The sequence below is a fragment of the Sorangium sp. So ce406 genome (assembly GCF_051474675.1).
GTDB lineage: Bacteria > Myxococcota_A > Polyangia > Polyangiales > Polyangiaceae > Sorangium > Sorangium cellulosum_G.
The window spans coordinates 8470756-8489214 of the sequence record NZ_CP150340.1 but is presented as its reverse complement, the minus strand read 5'-3'; the positions used below and the strand labels follow the sequence as shown (position 1 = coordinate 8489214).

15 protein-coding genes are annotated in these 18459 nt (G+C 70.7%); 12 read left to right on the top strand and 3 right to left on the bottom strand.

The features are described 5' to 3' along the window. The first annotated feature begins 40 nt into the window (after window positions 1-40). Together WME96_RS31580 and WME96_RS31575 are read left to right on the top strand one after the other, a co-directional pair. Window positions 41-880, top strand: coding sequence for a PDZ domain-containing protein (locus WME96_RS31580; protein WP_437285299.1), 840 nt, complete (start codon window positions 41-43; stop codon window positions 878-880). A gap of 14 nt (window positions 881-894) precedes the next feature. Then, window positions 895-1422 (top strand): TrmH family RNA methyltransferase, encoded by a 528-nt coding sequence (locus tag WME96_RS31575; protein WP_433927974.1) that lies wholly within the window; start codon window positions 895-897, stop codon window positions 1420-1422. Between the two features lie 31 nt (window positions 1423-1453). Here WME96_RS31575 and WME96_RS31570 read toward each other — a convergent pair whose 3' ends face one another. The 3 genes from WME96_RS31570 to groES form a co-directional block, all read right to left on the bottom strand. Continuing rightward, the gene (locus tag WME96_RS31570) at window positions 1454-1987 is read right to left on the bottom strand and encodes a GNAT family N-acetyltransferase (RefSeq protein WP_437285298.1); all 534 of its coding nucleotides are present in this window, start codon (window positions 1985-1987) and stop codon (window positions 1454-1456) included. Window positions 1988-2108: 121 nt separating this feature from the next. After that, the gene (gene groL, locus WME96_RS31565) at window positions 2109-3737 is read right to left on the bottom strand and encodes a chaperonin GroEL (protein ID WP_437285297.1); all 1629 of its coding nucleotides are present in this window, start codon (window positions 3735-3737) and stop codon (window positions 2109-2111) included. A 33-nt stretch (window positions 3738-3770) separates the two neighbouring features. Continuing rightward, window positions 3771-4061 carry a co-chaperone GroES gene (gene groES / locus WME96_RS31560; RefSeq protein WP_020738934.1) on the bottom strand — a complete coding sequence of 97 codons (291 nt, stop codon included), beginning with the start codon at window positions 4059-4061 and terminating at the stop codon, window positions 3771-3773. Window positions 4062-4513: 452 nt separating this feature from the next. Here groES and WME96_RS31555 point away from each other — a divergent pair, with 452 nt between their 5' ends. The 10 genes from WME96_RS31555 to WME96_RS31510 all read left to right on the top strand — a co-directional run bounded on the left by WME96_RS31555 (window position 4514) and on the right by WME96_RS31510 (window position 18445). Then, window positions 4514-5119, top strand: coding sequence for a hypothetical protein (locus WME96_RS31555; protein ID WP_433927966.1), 606 nt, complete (start codon window positions 4514-4516; stop codon window positions 5117-5119). Continuing rightward, window positions 5119-5784: a hypothetical protein gene (locus WME96_RS31550; protein WP_437285296.1), complete on the top strand. Its 666-nt coding sequence runs from the start codon at window positions 5119-5121 to the stop codon at window positions 5782-5784. The genes WME96_RS31555 and WME96_RS31550 overlap by 1 nt, the downstream gene beginning before the upstream one ends. Before the next feature lie 143 nt (window positions 5785-5927). Next, complete coding sequence (locus WME96_RS31545) at window positions 5928-6782, top strand: response regulator transcription factor (protein ID WP_437285295.1); 855 nt, start codon at window positions 5928-5930, stop codon at window positions 6780-6782. Window positions 6783-7121: 339 nt separating this feature from the next. Continuing rightward, a complete protein-coding gene (locus WME96_RS31540; RefSeq protein WP_437285294.1) occupies window positions 7122-9059 on the top strand; it encodes a hypothetical protein in 1938 nt (645 codons plus the stop codon). Window positions 9060-9131: 72 nt separating this feature from the next. Next, window positions 9132-10136, top strand: a complete 1005-nt coding sequence (locus WME96_RS31535; protein ID WP_437285293.1) for an AAA family ATPase — start codon at window positions 9132-9134, stop codon at window positions 10134-10136. Window positions 10137-10154: 18 nt separating this feature from the next. Beyond that, window positions 10155-11117 carry a DUF58 domain-containing protein gene (locus tag WME96_RS31530; protein ID WP_437285292.1) on the top strand — a complete coding sequence of 321 codons (963 nt, stop codon included), beginning with the start codon at window positions 10155-10157 and terminating at the stop codon, window positions 11115-11117. A 2-nt stretch (window positions 11118-11119) separates the two neighbouring features. Continuing rightward, a complete protein-coding gene (locus tag WME96_RS31525; protein WP_437285291.1) occupies window positions 11120-13027 on the top strand; it encodes a vWA domain-containing protein in 1908 nt (635 codons plus the stop codon). Further along, window positions 13024-15846 (top strand): VWA domain-containing protein, encoded by a 2823-nt coding sequence (locus WME96_RS31520; RefSeq protein WP_437285290.1) that lies wholly within the window; start codon window positions 13024-13026, stop codon window positions 15844-15846. Before WME96_RS31525 ends, WME96_RS31520 begins: the two co-directional genes overlap by 4 nt. 220 nt (window positions 15847-16066) lie before the next feature. Further along, on the top strand, window positions 16067-17041 hold the full coding sequence (locus WME96_RS31515) for a homocysteine S-methyltransferase family protein (RefSeq protein WP_437285289.1): 975 nt from the start codon (window positions 16067-16069) through the stop codon (window positions 17039-17041). Window positions 17042-17113: 72 nt separating this feature from the next. Beyond that, window positions 17114-18445 carry a glutamate--cysteine ligase gene (locus tag WME96_RS31510; protein ID WP_437285288.1) on the top strand — a complete coding sequence of 444 codons (1332 nt, stop codon included), beginning with the start codon at window positions 17114-17116 and terminating at the stop codon, window positions 18443-18445. Window positions 18446-18459: the final 14 nt, after the last annotated feature.

Sequence of the window (18459 nt, the reverse complement as noted above, 5' to 3'; positions counted from 1 at the left end):
GTTGCGGCTGACGCCGGGTCCGGCCAAAAATGGCGCCATCTTGCCCCGTCGAAAGCGTCGCGCGCTCTGCCTGCCTGTGTTCCTCAAGCTGCTCGCCGCGGCGGGCGTGCTGCTCGGCGCAGGCGGCTGCTCGGCCCTGTACCCGGAGCTCGAATCACGGCTCCACGCGCCGCCTCCGGGGCAGGAGCTCCATCCTCCGCCGCCCGAGGACGTCCGGTGGCTCCGGATCGTCGGGGCGCGCGTCCCGGAGCGCACTCGGGACGGTCGAGCCTGGGATCCCCCCGGTGACGGCAGCCTCCCGGACCCCTACGCCCGCATCCTGGTCAACGGCGCGGAGCTCTTCCGGACCGCCGTGCAGTCGGACACCGTGGAGCCGACCTGGCCTGATGGTCCCAGCGGAAACTTCCGCATCGCACCCGAGGACTGGCTCCGCGTCGAGGTCTGGGAGTCGGATCCGCTCGTCGACAAACCGATCGGCGTGCGCGACATCGGCCGCCCCACCGACGCGCAGCGCGCCGCCAGCGAGATCCAGGTCGATCTCGAGGGGGGCGGCTCGCTCACGCTGGCCTTCCAGCCGGCCCACGCCAGGATCGGCCTCGGCCTCTGGTACCAGCTCTACTCGGGCTCCGCGTTCATCTCGCGGACCGTCGAGGGGGGGCCCGCCGAGCGCGCCGGGCTCCGCAAGGGCGACGAGGTGCTCGAGATCGCGGGGCGGCCCGTGCGGAGCCTGACCGTCGCCCAGATCCGGGGCGCGCTCGACGCCGTGCCGCGCACCGGGCTCGTGCTCCTGGTCAAGCACGCCACGGGCGCGACCGAGCGGCTCCGGGTCCACGCCGGGCCCATCTACCCGCTGTTCGAGCGCTTCGGCGCGGTCGAGTGAGGAGCCGGCGCGCCGTGAAGATCCCGCCGTTCGGGCTCACGACCCGGGAGATCCGCGAAGAGCTCGCGCCCTTGCGGAACGACTTCTCGGTCGCGGTGTGCCGCGCGAAGAACCCGTTCAACATCGGCGCCATCATCCGGGTCGCCCACTCGTTTCTGGTGCGGGAGATCTTCCTGATCGGGACCGAGCCCTATTATGAGCGCGCCTCGATGGGCATGCAGAAGTACGAGACCCTCATCGAGTGCCCCGACGAGGCAGCCTTCCTGGAGGCGGCGCGCGGCCGACCGCTCATCGGCGTCGAGCGCGACCACGCGCGGCGGACCCTCTGGGAGGCGCCGCTGCCGCACGGGCTCGTCTTCCTCTTCGGCAGCGAGGACGACGGGCTGCCGCAGGTGCTGCTCGACGCCTGCGAGGACGTGATCGCGATCCCCATGTACGGGATCAACCACTCGTACCCGGTGGCGATCGCGGCGGGCATGACGATGTGCGAGTGGGCGCGGCGGCGCGACCCGCGCGGCGGCGTGATCCGCGCGGGCGGGTGACGCGCGCCGCCTGCCGGCGGACGCGGCGCCCCTACTCGCGGAAGCGCTCGAAGACGAGCAGCTCGCCGAGGAGATCGTGATCGAGCGTGCCGGCTGCGCGCATCCCGAGCTTCTCGATCACCCGGAGCGACGCGCGGTGCCATGCCGGCGTGGTGGCGATCACGCGCCTGACGGCGGCCTGCTGCAGCGCCCAGTGCAGGACGGCGCGCGACCCCTCGGTCGCGTAGCCCTGCCCCTGGGACCTGCCCTCGACGCCGTAGCCGATCTCCACGGTGCCCGTGGCGTCGGGCCGGCCGTTCAGCACCACGCTGCCGACGACGACGCGCTCCACCTGGCCGCGCGTCACCATCAGCCGCGTTCCCCACAGGAAGGCCTCGGGGTCGTCGCGCAGCCGGTCGAGCGGCGAGCTGAAGGCGCGCTCGACGAGCGCGCGTCCAGGCCACGCGTCGGGGAAGCGCGCGCCGGACAGGGCCTCGGCTTCCAGGCGATCTCCGCGGATGACCGCCTCGAGCAGGGGCAGCGAGACCGGGGTGAGATCGAGGCGCTCGGTAGTCAGGGTGCTCATCGCGGACCTGCGGCGGATCAGATCACGCGTCGCGGCCTGCCGGAAGTCGAAATGGCGAAGGGCCGACTTCCCCGGGGGGAAGCCGGCCCTCGCCGGCCAGGCTTATCTGCCTGAGCCGCGATCAGAAGTCGTGGCCGTGGCCCGCGTGGGCGCCGCCGGCCGCCGCCTTCTCCTCCTTCGGCCGCTCGGCGATGAGCGCCTCGGTGGTGAGCATCAGGCTGGCGACGCTGGCCGCGTTCTGGAGCGCCGACCGGACGACCTTGGCCGGATCGATGACGCCCATCTCGAGCAGGTTGCCGTACTCGCCCGACGCCGCGTTGTAGCCGAACGACTCCTTGCCTTCGCGCACCTTCTGCACGACGATCGAGCCCTCTTCCCCGGCGTTGGCCGAGATCTGGCGGAGGGGCTCCTCGATGGCGCGGCGGATGATGTTCACGCCAAACCGCTGCTCGTCGTTCACCTGGAGCTTCTCGAGCGAGCTCTGCGCGCGGATGAGCGCCACGCCGCCGCCCGGGACGATGCCCTCCTCGACGGCCGCGCGGGTCGCGTGGAGCGCGTCCTCGACGCGGGCCTTCTTCTCCTTCATCTCGGTCTCGGTCGCGGCGCCGACCTTGACCACCGCGACGCCGCCCACGAGCTTCGCGAGCCGCTCCTGGAGCTTCTCGCGGTCGTAGTCGCTCGTCGTGTTCTCGATCTGCGCGCGGATCTCCTGCTGCCGGGCCTTGATCTTGTCCTTCTTGCCCTGGCCGCCGACGATCGTGGTGTTGTCCTTGTCGATGATGACCGTCTTGGCGCGGCCGAGATCGCTGATCGTGACGTTCTCGAGCTTGAGGCCGAGCTCCTCCGCGATCACCTGGCCGTCCGTCAGGGTCGCGATGTCCTTCAGCATCTCCTTGCGGCGGTCACCGAAGCCCGGCGCCTTCACGGCCGCGCAGTGCAGCGTGCCGCGGAGCTTGTTCACGACGAGGGTCGCGAGCGCCTCGCCCTCGACGTCCTCGGCGATGATGAGGAGCTGCTTCTGGCTCTTGGCAATCGCCTCGAGCACCGGGAGCAGGTCCTTCATGTTGGAGATCTTCTTCTCCGAGATGAGGATGTACGCGTCCTCGAGGTTCGCCTTCATCGCCTCGGGATCGGTCACGAAGTACGGCGAGAGGTAGCCGCGGTCGAACTGCATGCCCTCGACCACGTCGAGCGTCGTGTCGGCGCTCTTCGCCTCCTCGACCGTGATCACGCCCTCCTTGCCGACCTTCTCCATCGCGTCGGCGAGGAGCTTGCCGATCGTCTCGTCGCCGTTCGCGCTGATCGTGCCGACCTGCGCGATCTCCCGCGCGTCCTTGGTCTGCTTGGCGGAGCCGCGGAGGTGCTCGACGATCGCCTCGACCGCCTTGTCGATGCCGCGCTTGATCTCCATCGGGTTGTGGCCCGCCGCGACGAGCTTGGAGCCCTCGCGGTAGATCGCCTGCGCGAGCACGGTCGCGGTGGTCGTCCCGTCGCCGGCGATGTCGCTCGTCTTCGAGGCGACCTCGCGGACCATCTGGGCGCCCATGTTCTCGAAGCGGTTCTCGAGCTCGATCTCCTTGGCGACGGTCACGCCGTCCTTGGTGACCGTCGGCGAGCCGAAGCTCTTCTCGATGACGACGTTGCGCCCCTTCGGGCCGAGCGTGACCTTGACCGCGTCGGCGAGGGCGTTGACGCCCGCGAGGATGCTGCTGCGGGCGGACTCGTTGTAGATGATTTCCTTGGCTGCCATGGTGTCTCTCCTAAATTCCTGCTGTCGCCCGCGTCACTTCTCGATCACGCCGAGGATGTCGTCCTCGCGGAGGATGAGGTGCTCCTCGCCGTCGATCTTGACCTCGGTGCCCGAGTACTTGCCGAAGAGGACGCGATCGCCCTCCTTGACGTCGAGCTTCCGCACGGTACCGTCCTCGCCGACCTTGCCGTTGCCGACGGCGATGACCGTGCCCTCGATCGGCTTCTCCTTGGCCGTGTCAGGGATGTAGAGACCCCCCTTGGTCTTCTCTTCTTCCTTCACGCGCTGAACGATCACGCGGTCCTGGAGCGGTCGAATCTTCATGTTTGCGAATCCTCCGGGGACGAGCGCCGCGTCCCACGAGACGGCAGGACCCCGGCGACCTGAACGAGCGGCCGCGAGGTCCCATACGTTTGCAGCCTGGGCACTTTGCTAGCACTCGCTTCCGACGAGTGCTAGCGGGCGGCGCGGAAGATAGCCACCCCCTGGAGGGTGTCAAGCGCGCCTCCGCCCGGTGCTTCGCGCGTTAGCAGCCAGGCGCTGGGGTGGCTGTAAGTCCTGGAGATCGCAAGAGAAGTGCGGGGCGTGATGCTGGGCCCGGCGCGGTCCGTCGGCTAAAGTGACCGTATGAGGGCGGAAATGCGGCAGCACAGCGGCGCGACGCCCTCACGGTCTCCGGCCCGATGGAGGCCGACAGGACGTGTCTGGTTGACCTGAGCGCGCGGTGGCCCGGGTTACGTCGGTATCCAGGGCACCCGCGCAAGTGAGGTGCCCCCGTGAGCCAAGCGATCTCTGTGTCCCCGAGCATGACCCGCTATTTCCAGGAGGTTGTGGACGAGGCGCTCCGAGTTCGGAACGTCGCCGCGACCGAGGCGGCATCGAGCTACCTCGTCGGTCTGCTCTGTGCCTTCGCTCACCCGGACGAGCACGCCGAGTCTGCCTTCAACCAGCCCCTGACCTTTCTGCTGCGCGACGCCCTGGAGGCCTCCGGGGCCGAGCGTTTCCGGCGGCTGCGCAACCTGGGAGACGGCGTGCTCTACGCGGTCGGCTTCTTCGGCGGCCATATCGAGCTCAAGGGCGTCGACCGCGGCTACGTGGTCGGGGTCGGCTCGACCGCCTACCACCATGCCGCCGCTATGCTGCGCCTCAACGCGCGCGTCGGCCAGGGCCCCGATGTTCTTTCGGAGATGGCGGAGAAGTTCGAGCGCTTCGCGGCCGTCCTGAACGACGTGGCCGACGGGACGCTCGCGTCCGGCGCCCGGGACGAGCGCTCGGTGCTCCGGCTGTACGAGCGCTGGGTCCGCACCGGCTCCAGCCGCCTCGCCGAGGAGCTCGGGGCGCGCGGGCTCGTGCCGAGCCGCGGGACTGGCGGGCTCAACTGATGCCGGGCGCGACCTTCACCGCCCGGATCCAGCAGCACCTCGCGCGCACCTACGCGCTCGATGACGCGCCCGCCGTCGACGACTTCATCCGGCCGACGGACGGCGGCGCCCGCGAGGCGCTGCTGATCCGGCACGCGGACGGGGACATCGAGGTGGCGCTGCACCTGCCCCGCCGCGCGATCTCGCGGGGGGGCGCGGGGACGTTCGACGAGATCTGCCAGATCGTCGAGGGGGTGAGCCACTTCCTCTATGTGGCCGAGCGGGCGCGCCGGGAGCTCCCGGCGACCCAGCTCGAGCTCGAGCTCCAGGCCGAGGTCGACAAGTACGTGCTGCTCGTCCACGGCGGTCTGGCCGAGGAGGTCGAGCTCCCGGGCCCGCCGCTCGGGCGCCGCGGCGAGGGCGCTCCGCCCGGGCCGCGGCGCTTCGAGCCCGAGCGCGCCGCGCGGATCCGCGCTCACCTCTTCGAGCGGGTGACCTTCATGGATCCCCCGGGCACGGAGACGGGTGACCGCTACCGGATCGCGAACGACCTGGCGGCGCGGTTCGCTGGCCGGCTCGAGGCCGAGTTTGCCCGCCGCGGTCGGCACGCCGAGCTGCTCGCGGCGCTGCGGCGCTTCTACGCGGCGGGGCAGACGGAGAAGATCGCCCTCGCGCGCGCCGCGTGACCGCGTCGGTGGCGCTCGGCGTCGCCGCCGGGGGGCGCGGGACGGCGCCGAGCTCGCGCCGCGGCCGCGCGGGCTCGACGCGCGGCGCGAGGATTGTTCTCTCTTGACCGGTTCGCGCGCACGTACTCTCATCCGCATCTACGATGCCTTCCGCGAGCATGAAGCCGCCCCGCGTGCTGGTGGCTGAAGACGAACCGGCGATGTTGAGCCTTGTTGCGCGTCACCTGAGGAACCTCGGCTTCGCCGTGATCGAGGCCTCCGAGGGCGACGCCGCCTGGGAGCTCGCGCGCGAGCACACGCCGGATCTGGTGATCCTGGACGTGATGATGCCCGGCATGAGCGGCTGGGAGATCTGCAAGCGGCTGAAGGGCGACACGTCCGACGGTCGGCCCTTCGCGAACACCGGCGTCATCATGCTCACCGGGATCGGCGAGAACCTGAACGAGATGACCTCGCCGCTCTTCGCGGCGGACGCCTGGCTGAACAAGCCGTTCGACTTCGCGGACCTCGACGCGCGCGTGCGCGAGACGCTCGCGCGTTACGCGAAGGCGGTGCCCGGGTCGAACGGCAGCAAGGCCCAGGCGAGCGGCGAAGGCGAGGAGCACGAGGAGCCCGTTTCAGAGCCGGCGCCGCGCGCGCAGCAAACGTCGGGGGCGAACGGCGCCGCGACCAACAAGGCGGCCCCGAAGAAGGCGGCGCTCAAGAAGGGCGCGGCGAAGAAGACGGTGGCGGCGAAGAAGCCGGCCGCGAAGAAGGCGGCGCCGAAGAAGGCCGCGGCGAAGAAGCCGGCTGCGGCGAAGAAGACGGCGGCGCCCAAGAAGGCTTCGGCGAAGAAGACGGCTGCGGCGAAGAAGACGGCAGCGCCCAAGAAGGCTGCGGCGACGAAGCCGGCTGCGGCGAAGAAGTCAGCCGCCTCGCAGAAGTCGTCTGCAAAGCCGGGCGCGGCGAGAAAGCCGGCTGCCAGCAAGGCGGCACCCAAGAAGAAGACGGCGAAGTGATCGTGCCCCGGGCCCGCGCTGCGCGCGGCGCCCGGTCACGTTGTTCCCACGCCATGCACGTGCTCGGCCGCCAGGCCGAGTCGAGGGACGCCGCCCGGACACAGACCTCGGGGCGAGGGCCATCACGCGTCGGTCGACATCGCGCATCGATGCCGTCTGTCCGCTGACGTCGAAGCTGCCCTGCGCGGGGAATTGTCAGGGTTTGCCGCGCGTCATGCCCTCGCGCGCCGCGCGCTGCGTCTCCAGGAACTTTCGGGCGCGTGACCCGTCAGCGGGTACAATGCTGCGACGTTTCCACTTCGAGGGCCCCCGCGGGGGGCGTCCGGAGCGCTGAGCACCGTGAGCGACTCTCGCACGAAGCACCTGGACCGCATCCGCAGCGCCGCGTTCGCTGTCGAGCTGAGGCTCCGGTTCGGACGCGCGCTCCGCGCCGCGCCGAGCGCGCTGACCGTCGCGCTGGCGATCGCCGCCGGCACGCTCGCGGTCCACAAGGCGCTTCCAGCGCACCTGGGCGAGCAGCGCGCGCGGCAGCTCCTCCTCGGCGCCGGGCTGCTCGTGCTGGCCACCCTCGTCGTGGCCATGCTGCGCCGGCTGCCTCCGCGCGCGGGGACGATGGCGCTCGATCGGCACCACGGCCTCCACGACCGGCTCACGAACGCCCTCGCCTTCGACGCGGTGCCCGCGGCGCAGCGGACCCCGCTCATGGAGGCGGCGATCGACGATGCCTGCGAGCACGCCGCAGGGCTGCGCCCCGCCGGCGCTGCGCCGCTGGCCGTCCCGCGCGAGCTCCTGGCGTCGGCCGCGGTCGGCCTCGGCGTGCTCGCGGTGGCGCTGCTCGAGGTGCGGACCCCGCGCAAGACGGCGCCCGTCGCGCAGACCATCGACGCGCTCGCCATGTCGCCCGACGACATCGAGCTCTTCAAGGACGCGGCGAAGGCGCTCGACCGGCCGGACCAGAGCCCGGAGATGAAGTCGGCGGTCGAGCGGTTCAACCAGCTCATCGAGGACATCGCCAACAAGCGCCTCGATCGGACCGAGGCGTTCCGCCGCATGGAGGCGCTCGAGCGCGAGCTCCTCAAGGGGGCCGAGGCCGATCTGAAGGCGCTCGAGGAAGCGCTGAAGGAGACCGGGCTCGACCTCAAGAAGAGCGATCTGGCGAAGGGCGTCGGCGAGTCTCTCGAGAAGAAGGACCTCGAGAAGGCGAAGAAGGACCTGAAGGAGCTCGCCGAGAAGCTCCGCGACAAGAAGCAGAAGTTCGACAAGGCCGAGATCGAGCGGCTGCGTAAGGCGCTCGCCGAGGCGGCCTCACGCCGCAAGGAGGCCCTCGCCGCGATCAACGAGAAGCGGGCCGAGGTGCGCGAGCAGCTGCTCAAGCAGAAGCAGAAGGCCTCCACGAGCGACCAGAAGAAGTCCGAGGAGGAGCGGCTGCTCAAGAAGAAGGAGCGCGAGCTGGAGCGGCTCGACCGCGACGCCGAGCAGAAGGAGCGGACCGGACGCCAGCTCGACCGGCTCGACCGGGAGCTCGCGAAGGCCGCCGAGGACCTGATGCGGGATCTCGGGATGTCGGCGGACGATCTCGAGCAGGCCGCCGAGGACATCAACCGGATGCAGCAAGAGGAGATGTCCGAGCAGGAGAAGGAAGAGCTGCGCCAGAGGCTCGAGGAGCTCCGGGAGCTCGTTCGCCAGCAGGGGCAGGGCGGCAAGCAGCGGATGGCCAGGATGCTCCGCTTCGGCAAGCGCGCCCGCGGCAACCAGGGCGGCGGCGAAGAGCAGCAGGGGCAGGGTCAGCAGGGCCAGGGCCAGGAGGGCCAGGGCGAGCAGCAAGGGCAGGACGGCCAGCAAGGCCAGGGCAAGGGCGGGCAGGGCCAGGGGCAAGAGCTGGTGATCGGGCCCGGCGGCAAGAAGATCCTGATGCCGGGCGGGCAAGGCCAGGGGCAGGACGGGCAGGGGAGCGGCCAGGGCAACAGCAACGGCGGCAACCAGCCGGGCGGCGACGGCGCTGGCTCCGGCCGCGGCGGCGAGGTCGCGGGCAAGCGCACGGACCCGAAGATGGGGACGCAGGACGTCCAGGCGCAGGGGCTCGATACGCAGGAGGGGCCCTCGAACAGCGAGGTCATCCTCAGCGCCGCCGAGCGGGGCTTCAAGGGGACCGGCTACAAGAAGGTCTTCACCGACTATCACACCGTCGCAGAGCAGCAGATCAACAAGGACCAGATCCCCGATGGATACCGGTTCTACGTGAACCGGTATTTCCAGCTGATCAGGCCGCGCGAGTGAGTCGAGCCGGCGGCTCGAACGCGACCGCGCCTCCACGGACGCTCCGCGACAGCGGGCTCGAAGCAGGAAGCTATGGCCGACAAGACGAAGGAAGCAGCGCGCGCCGAGGTGGACGAGTTCCGCGCGAGCATCGGAGGGCTCCGCGAGGAGGTGGGGAAGGTCATCGTCGGCAACCGCGAGGTGGTCGACGGCGTGCTCACGTGCATGCTCGCGGGCTCGCACGCGCTGCTCGAGGGGGTGCCGGGGCTCGGCAAGACGATGCTCGTTCGGACCATGGCCGAGGCGCTCGACCTCCAGTTCTCGCGCATCCAGTTCACGCCCGACATGATGCCGGCGGACATCATCGGCACCACGGTCATCGACGAGAGCGCGGGCGGACAGCGGTCGTTCTCGTTCCGCAAGGGGCCGATCTTCGCGAACATCGTCCTCGCCGACGAGATCAACCGCGCGACGCCGAAGACGCAGAGCGCGCTCCTCGAGGCCATGCAGGAGCACCGGGTCACGGTCTCGCGCCAGAGCTACACGCTCGAGGAGCCGTTCTTCGTCCTGGCGACGCAGAACCCCCTCGAGAGCGAGGGGACGTACCCGCTGCCGGAGGCGCAGCTCGACCGGTTCTTCTTCAAGCTTCACGTGCCGTTCCCGAGCCGCGACGAGCTGAACTCGATCCTGGAGCGGACCACCGGGACCGAGGCGATCGTGGTGCGGCCGGTCCTGAACAGGGAGCGGATCACGGCCATGCAGCGGCTCGTGCGCGAGGTGCCCGTGGCGAAGCACGTCCAGGACTACGCGGTGCGGCTCCTCCAGGCCACGCACCCGACCGAGGGGGAGAGCCTCGACGAGGTGAAGCGGTTCGTGAAGTTCGGCGCGTCGCCGCGCGGGGCGCAGGCGCTGCTGCTCGCCGCGAAGATCCGGGCGCTCTTCGAGGGTCGGTTCGCGGCGTCGGTCGACGACGTGCGGGCGTGCGCGCTCCCCGCGCTGCGCCACCGCGTGCTCCTCAACTTCGAGGGAGAGGCCGAGGGCGTGAAGACGGACGAGGTGCTGCAGGCGATCCTCAAGCACCTGCCGGAGAGCAAATGAGGGAACGTCGAAGGTAGCATGGGGCTCTTCGACGCGTTCAAGAGGGCCGCTGCGCCGCTCCGACGGCTCTCCGGGCTCTCGCCGCTCTCCGCGAGCGCCTCCGACGAGGATCTCTTCGACGACGAGTTCCAGCGCAAGCTCGACTACCTCGCGATGGTGAGCCGCCGCGTCTTCTCCGGCGCGATGCGCGCGGAGCGGCGGACCAAGAAGACCGGCTCCGGGGTCGAGTTCGCCGATCACCGCGACTACGCCCCCGGCGACGATTTCCGGTACCTCGACTGGGCCGCGTACCAGCGCTTCGACCGGCTCCTCATCCGGCTCTACGAGGAGGAGGAAGACCTCTCGATCTACTTCATCCTCGACACGTCGGCGTCGATGGCGTTCGGCGACGGCGCGAAGCTGCGTCACGCGAAGCGCCTCTGCGCGGCGCTGGCGTACGTGGGGCTCGCCAACCTCGACCGCATCGCGATCGTCACCGCGACCGACGAGATCAGCGGGCGCATGCAGTCGACCCGCGGCAAGGCGCGGATCTTCAGGATCTTCCGCTTCCTCGGGCAGGCGCGCGCCGACGGCGCGACCGACCTCGGGGAGGCGATGAAGACCTTCGTGGCGCAGCACAAGCGGCGCGGGCTCGCGGTCATCCTGAGCGATCTTTATGACCCGGTGGGCTTCGAGCGCGGCATCAACGTGCTCCGGTACAACCGCTTCGAGCCGTTCGTGCTCCACATCGCCGACGCGCGCGAGGCGCGGCCCGCGCTGCGCGGCGACGTGCGCGTCTACGACTGCGAGACCGGGGAGGAGCGCGAGGTCACGGTGACCGCGAAGGTGCTCGATCGCTACGCCGCGGCGCACGAGCAGTACCTCGACGAGATCCGCCGCTTCTGCACGTCGCGGCAGGTGAGCTACTTCCGCGCCGACGTGTCCGTCCCCTTCGACGAGCTGATCCTGCGCGTGTTCCGCAGAGGCGGCTTCCTCCGGTAGCCATGCTGCACTTCACCGGCGTCCCGCTGCAGACCCTGCTCCAGATCGGCGCCCTCGCCGGGGCCGTGGTCGTCGTCTTCTACATCCTCAAGCTGCGCCGGCGGCCCGTCGCCGTTCCCTTCTCGAAGATCTGGGAGCGCGTCCTCCGGGACAAGGAGGCGACGAGCCTGTTCTCGCAGCTCAAGCGGCTGCTCTCGCTGCTGCTGCAGCTCGCGCTGGTCGCGCTGCTGCTGCTCGCGCTCGGGGATCCGCGCCCCCAGGCGAACCTCGTCGAGGGGCGCAACATCGTCGTGCTCGTCGACGCCAGCGCGAGCATGCAGGCCATCGACGTCGCGCCCTCGCGCATCGAGCTCGCGAAGGAAGAGGTCAGGAAGATGGTCCGCGGCCTCTCCGGCAGCGACCGCATGCTGCTGGCCCAGATGGACGCGGCCGTCACGCCCCTGTCCACGCTCACCGGGGAGATCGCCGACCTCGAGGCGGCCGTCGCGGCGGTGAAGCCCACCGACGCGACCGCCGACTTCGCGCGCGCGCTCCGCTTCGCGGGCGACACCCTGAGCGGGCTGCCGTCGCCGGAGATCATCGTCGTGAGCGACGGCGCCCTGGGCGAGCCGGCCGACGCCGGCGGGCCGGTGCGCCTCGGCGACATCAAGCTGTCGTTCCTGCCCATCGGCAAGGGCTCGCGGAACGCCGCGATCACCGAGTTCTCGGTGCGGCGCTACCCGCTCGACAAGAGCCGCTACGAGGTGATGCTCGAGGTCACGAACACGAGCGACGAGCCGCTCGATCTCGAGCTGTCGCTGCTCGGCGACGGCCAGCTCACCGACCTGACGCGCATCCGGCTCCAGCCCAAGGAGAAGCTGCCCCGCTTCTACCCGAACCTCTCCGGCGCCTCGAAGACGCTCGAGGCGAAGCTCGCGCTGGCCGACGGCAGCTCCGACGACCTGCCCGCGGACAACCGGGCCTACGCGCTGCTCCCCGAGCGGCGCCGCGCGCGCGTCCAGGTCGTCACGGCGGGGAACATGTTCCTCGAGGCGGCGCTGCTCCTCGACGAGTACCTCGACGTGACGTTCATCGAGCCGCAGCGCTACCCGGCGGCCGCCTCGTTCGACGTCACCATCTTCGACGGCGTGGCGCCGACCGTCGCGGCGGGCAGCGGCAGCCTGCTCTACCTCAACCCGACCGGGACGGGCCTCCCGTTCGAGGTGGGCAAGGAGATCCTGGACGACGATCCGAACTACCGCCTGGGCTTCGACGAGCTCGACGCGAAGCACCCGCTCCTGCGCTACACGGCGCTCAGCGACGTGAACATCGCGCGCGCCCACACGCTCAAGGGCAGCAAGGAAGACCGGGTCGTCGGACGCAGCTACAAGGGGCCGCTGCTCATCGAGGGGCGGCGCGGCGGAGTGAAGTTCGTCGCGCTCGGGTTCGACGTCCGCGAGAGCGACTTTCCCCTGCGGATCGCCTGGCCGCTCTTCCTGCTCAACGCGATCAACAACTTCGTCGAGGAGGACACGAGCTACATCTCCTCGTTCCGCACGGGCGTCGTCTGGCACATCCCGGCGTCCTCGTCCGCGGAGACGGCGAGCCTGGAGCAGCCCGACGGGACGAAGCGCATGGTCCCGATCCAGGACGGGCGCGCCGTGTTCCTGGGGCAGCACGCCGGCTTCTACACGCTGCGCGTCGGCGGCGCTGGCGCGCAGGAGGAGAGCACGTTCGCCGCGAACCTCTCCGCGCCGCAGGAGAGCGCGATCGCCCCAGCCGCCGAGCTCAAGGTCGACGGCCGCGGCGCGGGCGCCGTGGGCGAGTTCAAGATCGGCGTTCGCCGCGAGCTCTGGGTCTACCTGCTCGCGGCGGTGCTCCTCGTGACCGCGATCGAGTGGTTCACGTACCACAGGAGGGTGACGGTGTGAGCGCGTTCCGTGGCCGCAAGCTCCGCGTCATCGCGTGGGCCATCACCTGCGTCGCCCTCGGCGGGATCCTGTTCTGGGCGTACCGGAAGTACGTCCTCCTCCATCCGGATCCGACGCTCACGTGGGTGCGCGAGGGGGTGAAATACGAGCTCCTCAACCCGAAGATGCTCGGCGCGCTCCTGCTCGCGCCCTGGTTCGTCGGAGTGCTCGCGGGGTCGCTCGCCGACCTTCCCCTCCCGCAGCGTGTGCTCTCCGTGCTGCTGCGCATCGCCTTCGTCGCGCTGATCGCGCTCGGGCTGTCGCGGCTCGCGAGGACCGCGACCACGGAGAAGGTCGCCACCATCTACCTCATCGACGTCTCGGAGTCCGTCACGGACGAGGCGCTCGACGACGCGCGCGCGACGCTCGACAAGGCCTTCGCCGAGAAGCCGGAGGACGGCGTCATCAAGGTGATCACGTTCGCGCGGCGCCCGAGGCTCGTCGAGCGCGCGGCCGGCGAGGCGGCAGGGGGCGACGCCGAGCGGCGCGCGCCGGCGATCGGCCGCCACCTCGACGAGAAGGGGCAGCGCGGCGATCTCGGCGCGGGATCGAACCTGCAGGCGGCGCTGCAGCTCGCCTACGGCCTGTATCCGCCCGGCCACCTGAAGCGCGCCGTGCTGATGTCGGACGGCGTCCAGACCGACGGCGACGTGCTCGCCGAGGCCAACCGGGCGCGCGACTTCGGGGTGCGGCTGTTCTCGATCCCGTACCGGCGGCCCGCGCCGCCCGAGGTCGCGGTGCGGGAGCTCAGGATGCCGGACCGGGTCAAGGTCGGCGAGACGTTCGAGATCCACGCCGACATCTACGCCAGCCGCGCCACGAAGGCGCGCGCGCGGTTGTTCCAGGGGGAGGCCCTCAACGGCCTCGAGGGCATCCGGGATCTCGAGCTCAAGGCGGGGCCGAACGACGTCATGTTCAAGAGCGTCGTGCGCATCGCGGGGCAGGTGACCTACGCGCTCGAGCTCGACCAGATCGCGGACGACAAGTTCAAGGAGAACAACCGGTACGCGACCACCATCGACGTGCCCGGACGCCCGTCCGTGCTCTACATCGAGGGGACGCCGCAGCACGCTGGTCCGCTCTCGAGCGCGCTCACCGCGCAGCAGCTCGACGTCGACGTCAGGCCGCCGGCCGGCTTCCCCGGCTCCCTCAAGGAGATGGAGCGCTACGACTTCCTGATCGTGTCGGACACCCCGAAGGAAGCGCTCAGCCTGCAGGGACAGGAGATCATCGAGAGCTACGTGCGCGATCTCGGCGGAGGGTTCCTCTTCGCCGGCGGCGAGTCGGGGTACGGCCTCGGCGGCTGGTACCGCACGACCATCGAGCGGATCTTGCCGGTACGGATGGACAACGAGCGGAAGAAGGACATGCCGAGCATCGCGATGGCGCTCGTCATGGATCGCTCGGGGTCGATGACCGGGCTGCCGCTCGAGATGGCCAAGGCCGCGGCCAAGGCGACGGCGGGGGTCCTGGGATCGGACGACCTGATCGAGGTCATCGCGTTCGACTCGGCGCCGACCCGCTACGTGAAGATGCAGCCCGCGCGCAACCGCTCGCGCATCGCCGGTGAGATCGCGCGCATCCAGCCAGGCGGCGGGACCGAGATCTTCGCCGCCCTCGACGCCGCCTACCAGGACATGACGGTGACGCAGGCGCGCAAGAAGCACGTCATCCTGCTCACCGACGGCAAGTCGTCGACGGGCGGCATCCGCGACCTCGTGTCCGCCATGATCGCCGAGTCGATCACCGTGACCACCGTGGGGCTGGGCAACGATCTGGACGAGCAGCTCCTCAAGATGATCGCCGACGTGGGCGGAGGGCGCTTCCACGCGGTGCCAGACCCGAACAACCTGCCGCGGATCTTCACCAAGGAGACCGAGATGGTCGCGCGCGCCGCGGCCGTCGAGGAGTGGTTCCCGGTCACCCAGGTCGGCGACGCTGCGTTCCTCCGCGGCATCGACGTCCGCACCGCGCCGAACCTGCACGGCTACGTTTCGACCAAGCTGAAGCCACCGCCGGCCCAGGAGCTGCTCACGAGCGACACCGAGGAGCCGATCCTCGCGCGGTGGCGGGTCGGCCTCGGGTGGACGCTGGCCTGGACGAGCGACGTGAAGGCGCGCTGGGCCGTGGAGTGGCTGAGGTGGCCGGGCTTCGAGAAGTTCTGGGGGCAGCTCATCCACGAGCACATGCGCCAGAAGCACCGGCGCGAGCTCGACATGAAGGCCGAGATCGTGGACGGAGAGCTGCGCGCGTCCGTCGATGCGTTCGGGGCCGACGACCGGTTCGAGAACAACCTGACCTCCCGGCTCAGCATCATCGGGCCCGAGCCGGGCGGCACGACGCGGGTCGTCGACATGCGGCAGACCGCGCCGGGGCGATACGAGACGGCGCTCCCGCTGGACCGGTACGGCTCCTTCCTGCTGCGGGCGGAGCACCTGCGCGAGGCCGAGGACGGCTCCCTGCGAGCTGTCGCGGTCAGCTACGGCCACGTCTCGAACCCGTACCCGCGGGAGTACGCGAGCTTCGAGCCCGAGCTCGCGACCCTCGAGAAGGCCGCGGTGTCGACCGGCGGCGCGGTCGATCCGAACGGCGTGGCGGCCATCTTCGACCCGGCAGGGGAGAAGGTGACGTTCCACGAGGAGCTCTGGCCGCGGTTCATCTACGCCGCCATGGCCGTCTTCCTGCTCGACCTGTTCGTCCGGCGGGTGCGGCTCTTCGACCGGAAGTTCGTCGCCCGCAAGGGCCGCGGACCGGGGGGACAGAGGCTCCCCGCTGTATGACATCGAGCCGGGCCTCCCCGCCGTGGGACGGCCCGGTAGCACAACCGAGCCCTCATGACCGCCGATCCCCCGTCCCGCCCCGAGTTCGCGCCCGGCGTGGGCGAGCTTTCGTCAGGTAGTCCCCGACTGCGCTGCATGGATCGCTGTGCCCCAGCCCGCCGGTCTGCACCATTTCGCGACGCGGAAGGGCCGTCTTGGGCTAGTTTCCCCTTATAGACCGGTGGTAGAGGAGCCCTGGAAAGCAGCGAAGGACGTGAACGCGCTCGAGGCCTCCACCTCTCGGCCTCCGGTAGGTCGCCCGCTCATCATCAGCGGCGATCCGCTCGCATCGCTCCGCTACCGGGGAGCTGCGGTCTCGTCCAATACCGCCCTCGGCCGGCTGCTCCGTGAGTCGCCCAAGGCGATCGCGGAGCTGCACGAGCAGGAGATCGCGCTCGGGATCGACGTGGTCCGGGCGCTCACGTCCGCGACGACGACGCGCGCGCTGGCGCCCATCGGCATGGCGTTCCGCGCCGCCGCGCTGACCGGGACCGCGGTCGAGCTCGCGAGCGAGGCGGCGGGCGCAGCCTCGCGCCGCGTGGCGGTGGCCGGTATCCTGGGCCACACTGCCGCCGCGCCCATGGCCGATCGGATTGCGGAAGATTACGCGGTCCATGCGGCCAGGCTCGCGGCGGCCGGCTGCGAGATCCTCGTCGCATGCGGCTTCGAGCCAGCCCAGGCGGCGTGCGTCGCCCCCGCGGTCGCGCGGCTCGCGCGCCGCGCCGCGGTGGTCAGCGCCAGCACGACGCAGCTCGCGACGTGGGCCCTCGTGGAGCTCGACGGCGCCGGGCGCACCGTCGACGGCGAGGGCTTCGAGGAGGTCGCCCGGGGAGCGCTCGACAGCGGCGCCGACGCGCTGCTCTTCGAGATCGCGTCGGTCGACCTCGGGCTCAACATCCTCCGGCGCCTCGAGGGCGTCGCCCACGAAGCCCAGGTCGGCGTGCTGCTCAGCGCCGACACGGCGCAGGCGGGCGGGGCTGAGCGCCCGGCGCCCGCCGAGGTATGCGACGCCTGGGCCGCATCCGCGATGCGGCTCATCGAGGCGGGCGCGCGGATGCTAGGGGGAGGAGCGGGGACAACGCTGGCGCACCTCGGTGCGCTCGCGAAGATGCTCCGCACGGCGCAGCGCGCGCCCCTGCTGAGGCGTGCGCTCTAGGCGAGAACGAAACAAACCGGAAACGTGATGATGGCCGACGCAAGCCACGCGAGTGAGTCGAAGTCTCAACCGTTGAAGACGTTCGACGATCTGCTGTTTCCCTTCCACGAGGCCGTGAAGCCCGAGGCGGTCCACCGGATCGGCGCCGAGGCGGAGAAGTTCGGGGTCGACGCCAGGACGGGCGCCGCCATCCCGTACGAGGGCCAGCGGAGCATCCTCTCCGTGCTCCAGGCGCTCGTCGAGCGGCACGGCTGGACGCCCGAGCACGAGACGCCCGACGGTCCGCTCATCGCGCTCGTCCGGGCCGGCGCCTCGGTGACGCTGGAGCCCGGAGGGCAGCTCGAGCTGTCCGGGGCGCCCCTCGAGACCATCCACCAGATCTGCTCGGAGATGTCCGGGCACCTCGCGGAGCTGCGCGACATCTCCAGCGAGCTCAACTTCGCCTGGCTCGGCATCGGGTTCCACCCGTTCGCGTCGCAGGCCGAGCTCTCCTGGGTGCCGAAGGCCCGCTATGCGATCATGCGGCGCTACCTGCCGACGCGCGGCGCGCACGGCCTCGACATGATGCGCCGCACCGCCACCGTGCAGGCGAACTTCGACTACGCCAGCGAGGAGGGCGCGATGCGCGCGCTCCGCGTGGCGCTCCGGCTGTCCCCGCTCGTGACGGCCATCTTCGCGAACTCCCCGTTCTACGAGGGCGCGCTGTTCGGCGGCCGGAGCTACCGCGCCAGGGTCTGGCTCGACGTCGACCCCTCGCGGCAAGGGCTCGTCCGCAGCGTGCTCGAGCGCGGCCGTCGCTTCTCGGACTACGTCGCGTGGGCGGTCGAGGCGCCGATGTTCCTCATCAAGCGCGACGGCGAGGTGATCGAGAACACCGGACAGACGTTCCGCGACTTCCTCGAGCACGGCTGCCAGGGGCACCGGGCCACCCGCGCCGACTGGGAGATGCACCTCAACACGCTGTTCCCCGAGGTCCGGCTGAAGCGCACCATCGAGGTCCGCGGCGCCGACTCGCTGCCGGCCAACCTGATCTGCGCGCTCCCGGCGCTGTGGGCAGGCATCCTGTACGACGCGCGCGCGCTCGACGAGGCCGACGCCCTCTCCGAGAGCTTCCGGTTCGACGAGCTCGAGGCCGCGCGCCCGATGATCGCCGAGCGCGCGCTCCGCGCCACGTTCCGTGGCAAGCCGCTCGCGGCGATGGCCGAGCAGCTCGTCTCGATCGCCTCGGGCGGCCTCGAGCGGCGCGCGCGCCTGAACAAGAACGGCAAGGATGAGCGCGTCCACCTCGAGCGGATCAGCGCGCTCATCGCCAGGGGGCAATCCCCGGCGGATGCCCTCGTGGATGGGCTCAGCAACGACGACCCGGATCTGCGGAGCAAGATCCTCGATCGTGCGAGGATCTGAGCGCGGCTCGCCGC

Excerpts from the sequence above, each read along its gene's own strand:
- WME96_RS31550 (WP_437285296.1), top strand. The coding sequence starts at position 5,119 with ATGCCGGGCGCGACCTTCACCGCCCGGATCCAGCAGCACCTCGCGCGC.
- WME96_RS31535 (WP_437285293.1), top strand. The coding sequence starts at position 9,132 with ATGGCCGACAAGACGAAGGAAGCAGCGCGCGCCGAGGTGGACGAGTTC.
- WME96_RS31545 (WP_437285295.1), top strand. The coding sequence starts at position 5,928 with ATGCCTTCCGCGAGCATGAAGCCGCCCCGCGTGCTGGTGGCTGAAGAC.
- WME96_RS31525 (WP_437285291.1), top strand. The coding sequence starts at position 11,120 with ATGCTGCACTTCACCGGCGTCCCGCTGCAGACCCTGCTCCAGATCGGC.
- WME96_RS31530 (WP_437285292.1), top strand. The coding sequence starts at position 10,155 with ATGGGGCTCTTCGACGCGTTCAAGAGGGCCGCTGCGCCGCTCCGACGG.
- WME96_RS31570 (WP_437285298.1), bottom strand. The coding sequence starts at position 1,987 with ATGAGCACCCTGACTACCGAGCGCCTCGATCTCACCCCGGTCTCGCTG.
- groL (WP_437285297.1), bottom strand. The coding sequence starts at position 3,737 with ATGGCAGCCAAGGAAATCATCTACAACGAGTCCGCCCGCAGCAGCATC.
- groES (WP_020738934.1), bottom strand. The coding sequence starts at position 4,061 with ATGAAGATTCGACCGCTCCAGGACCGCGTGATCGTTCAGCGCGTGAAG.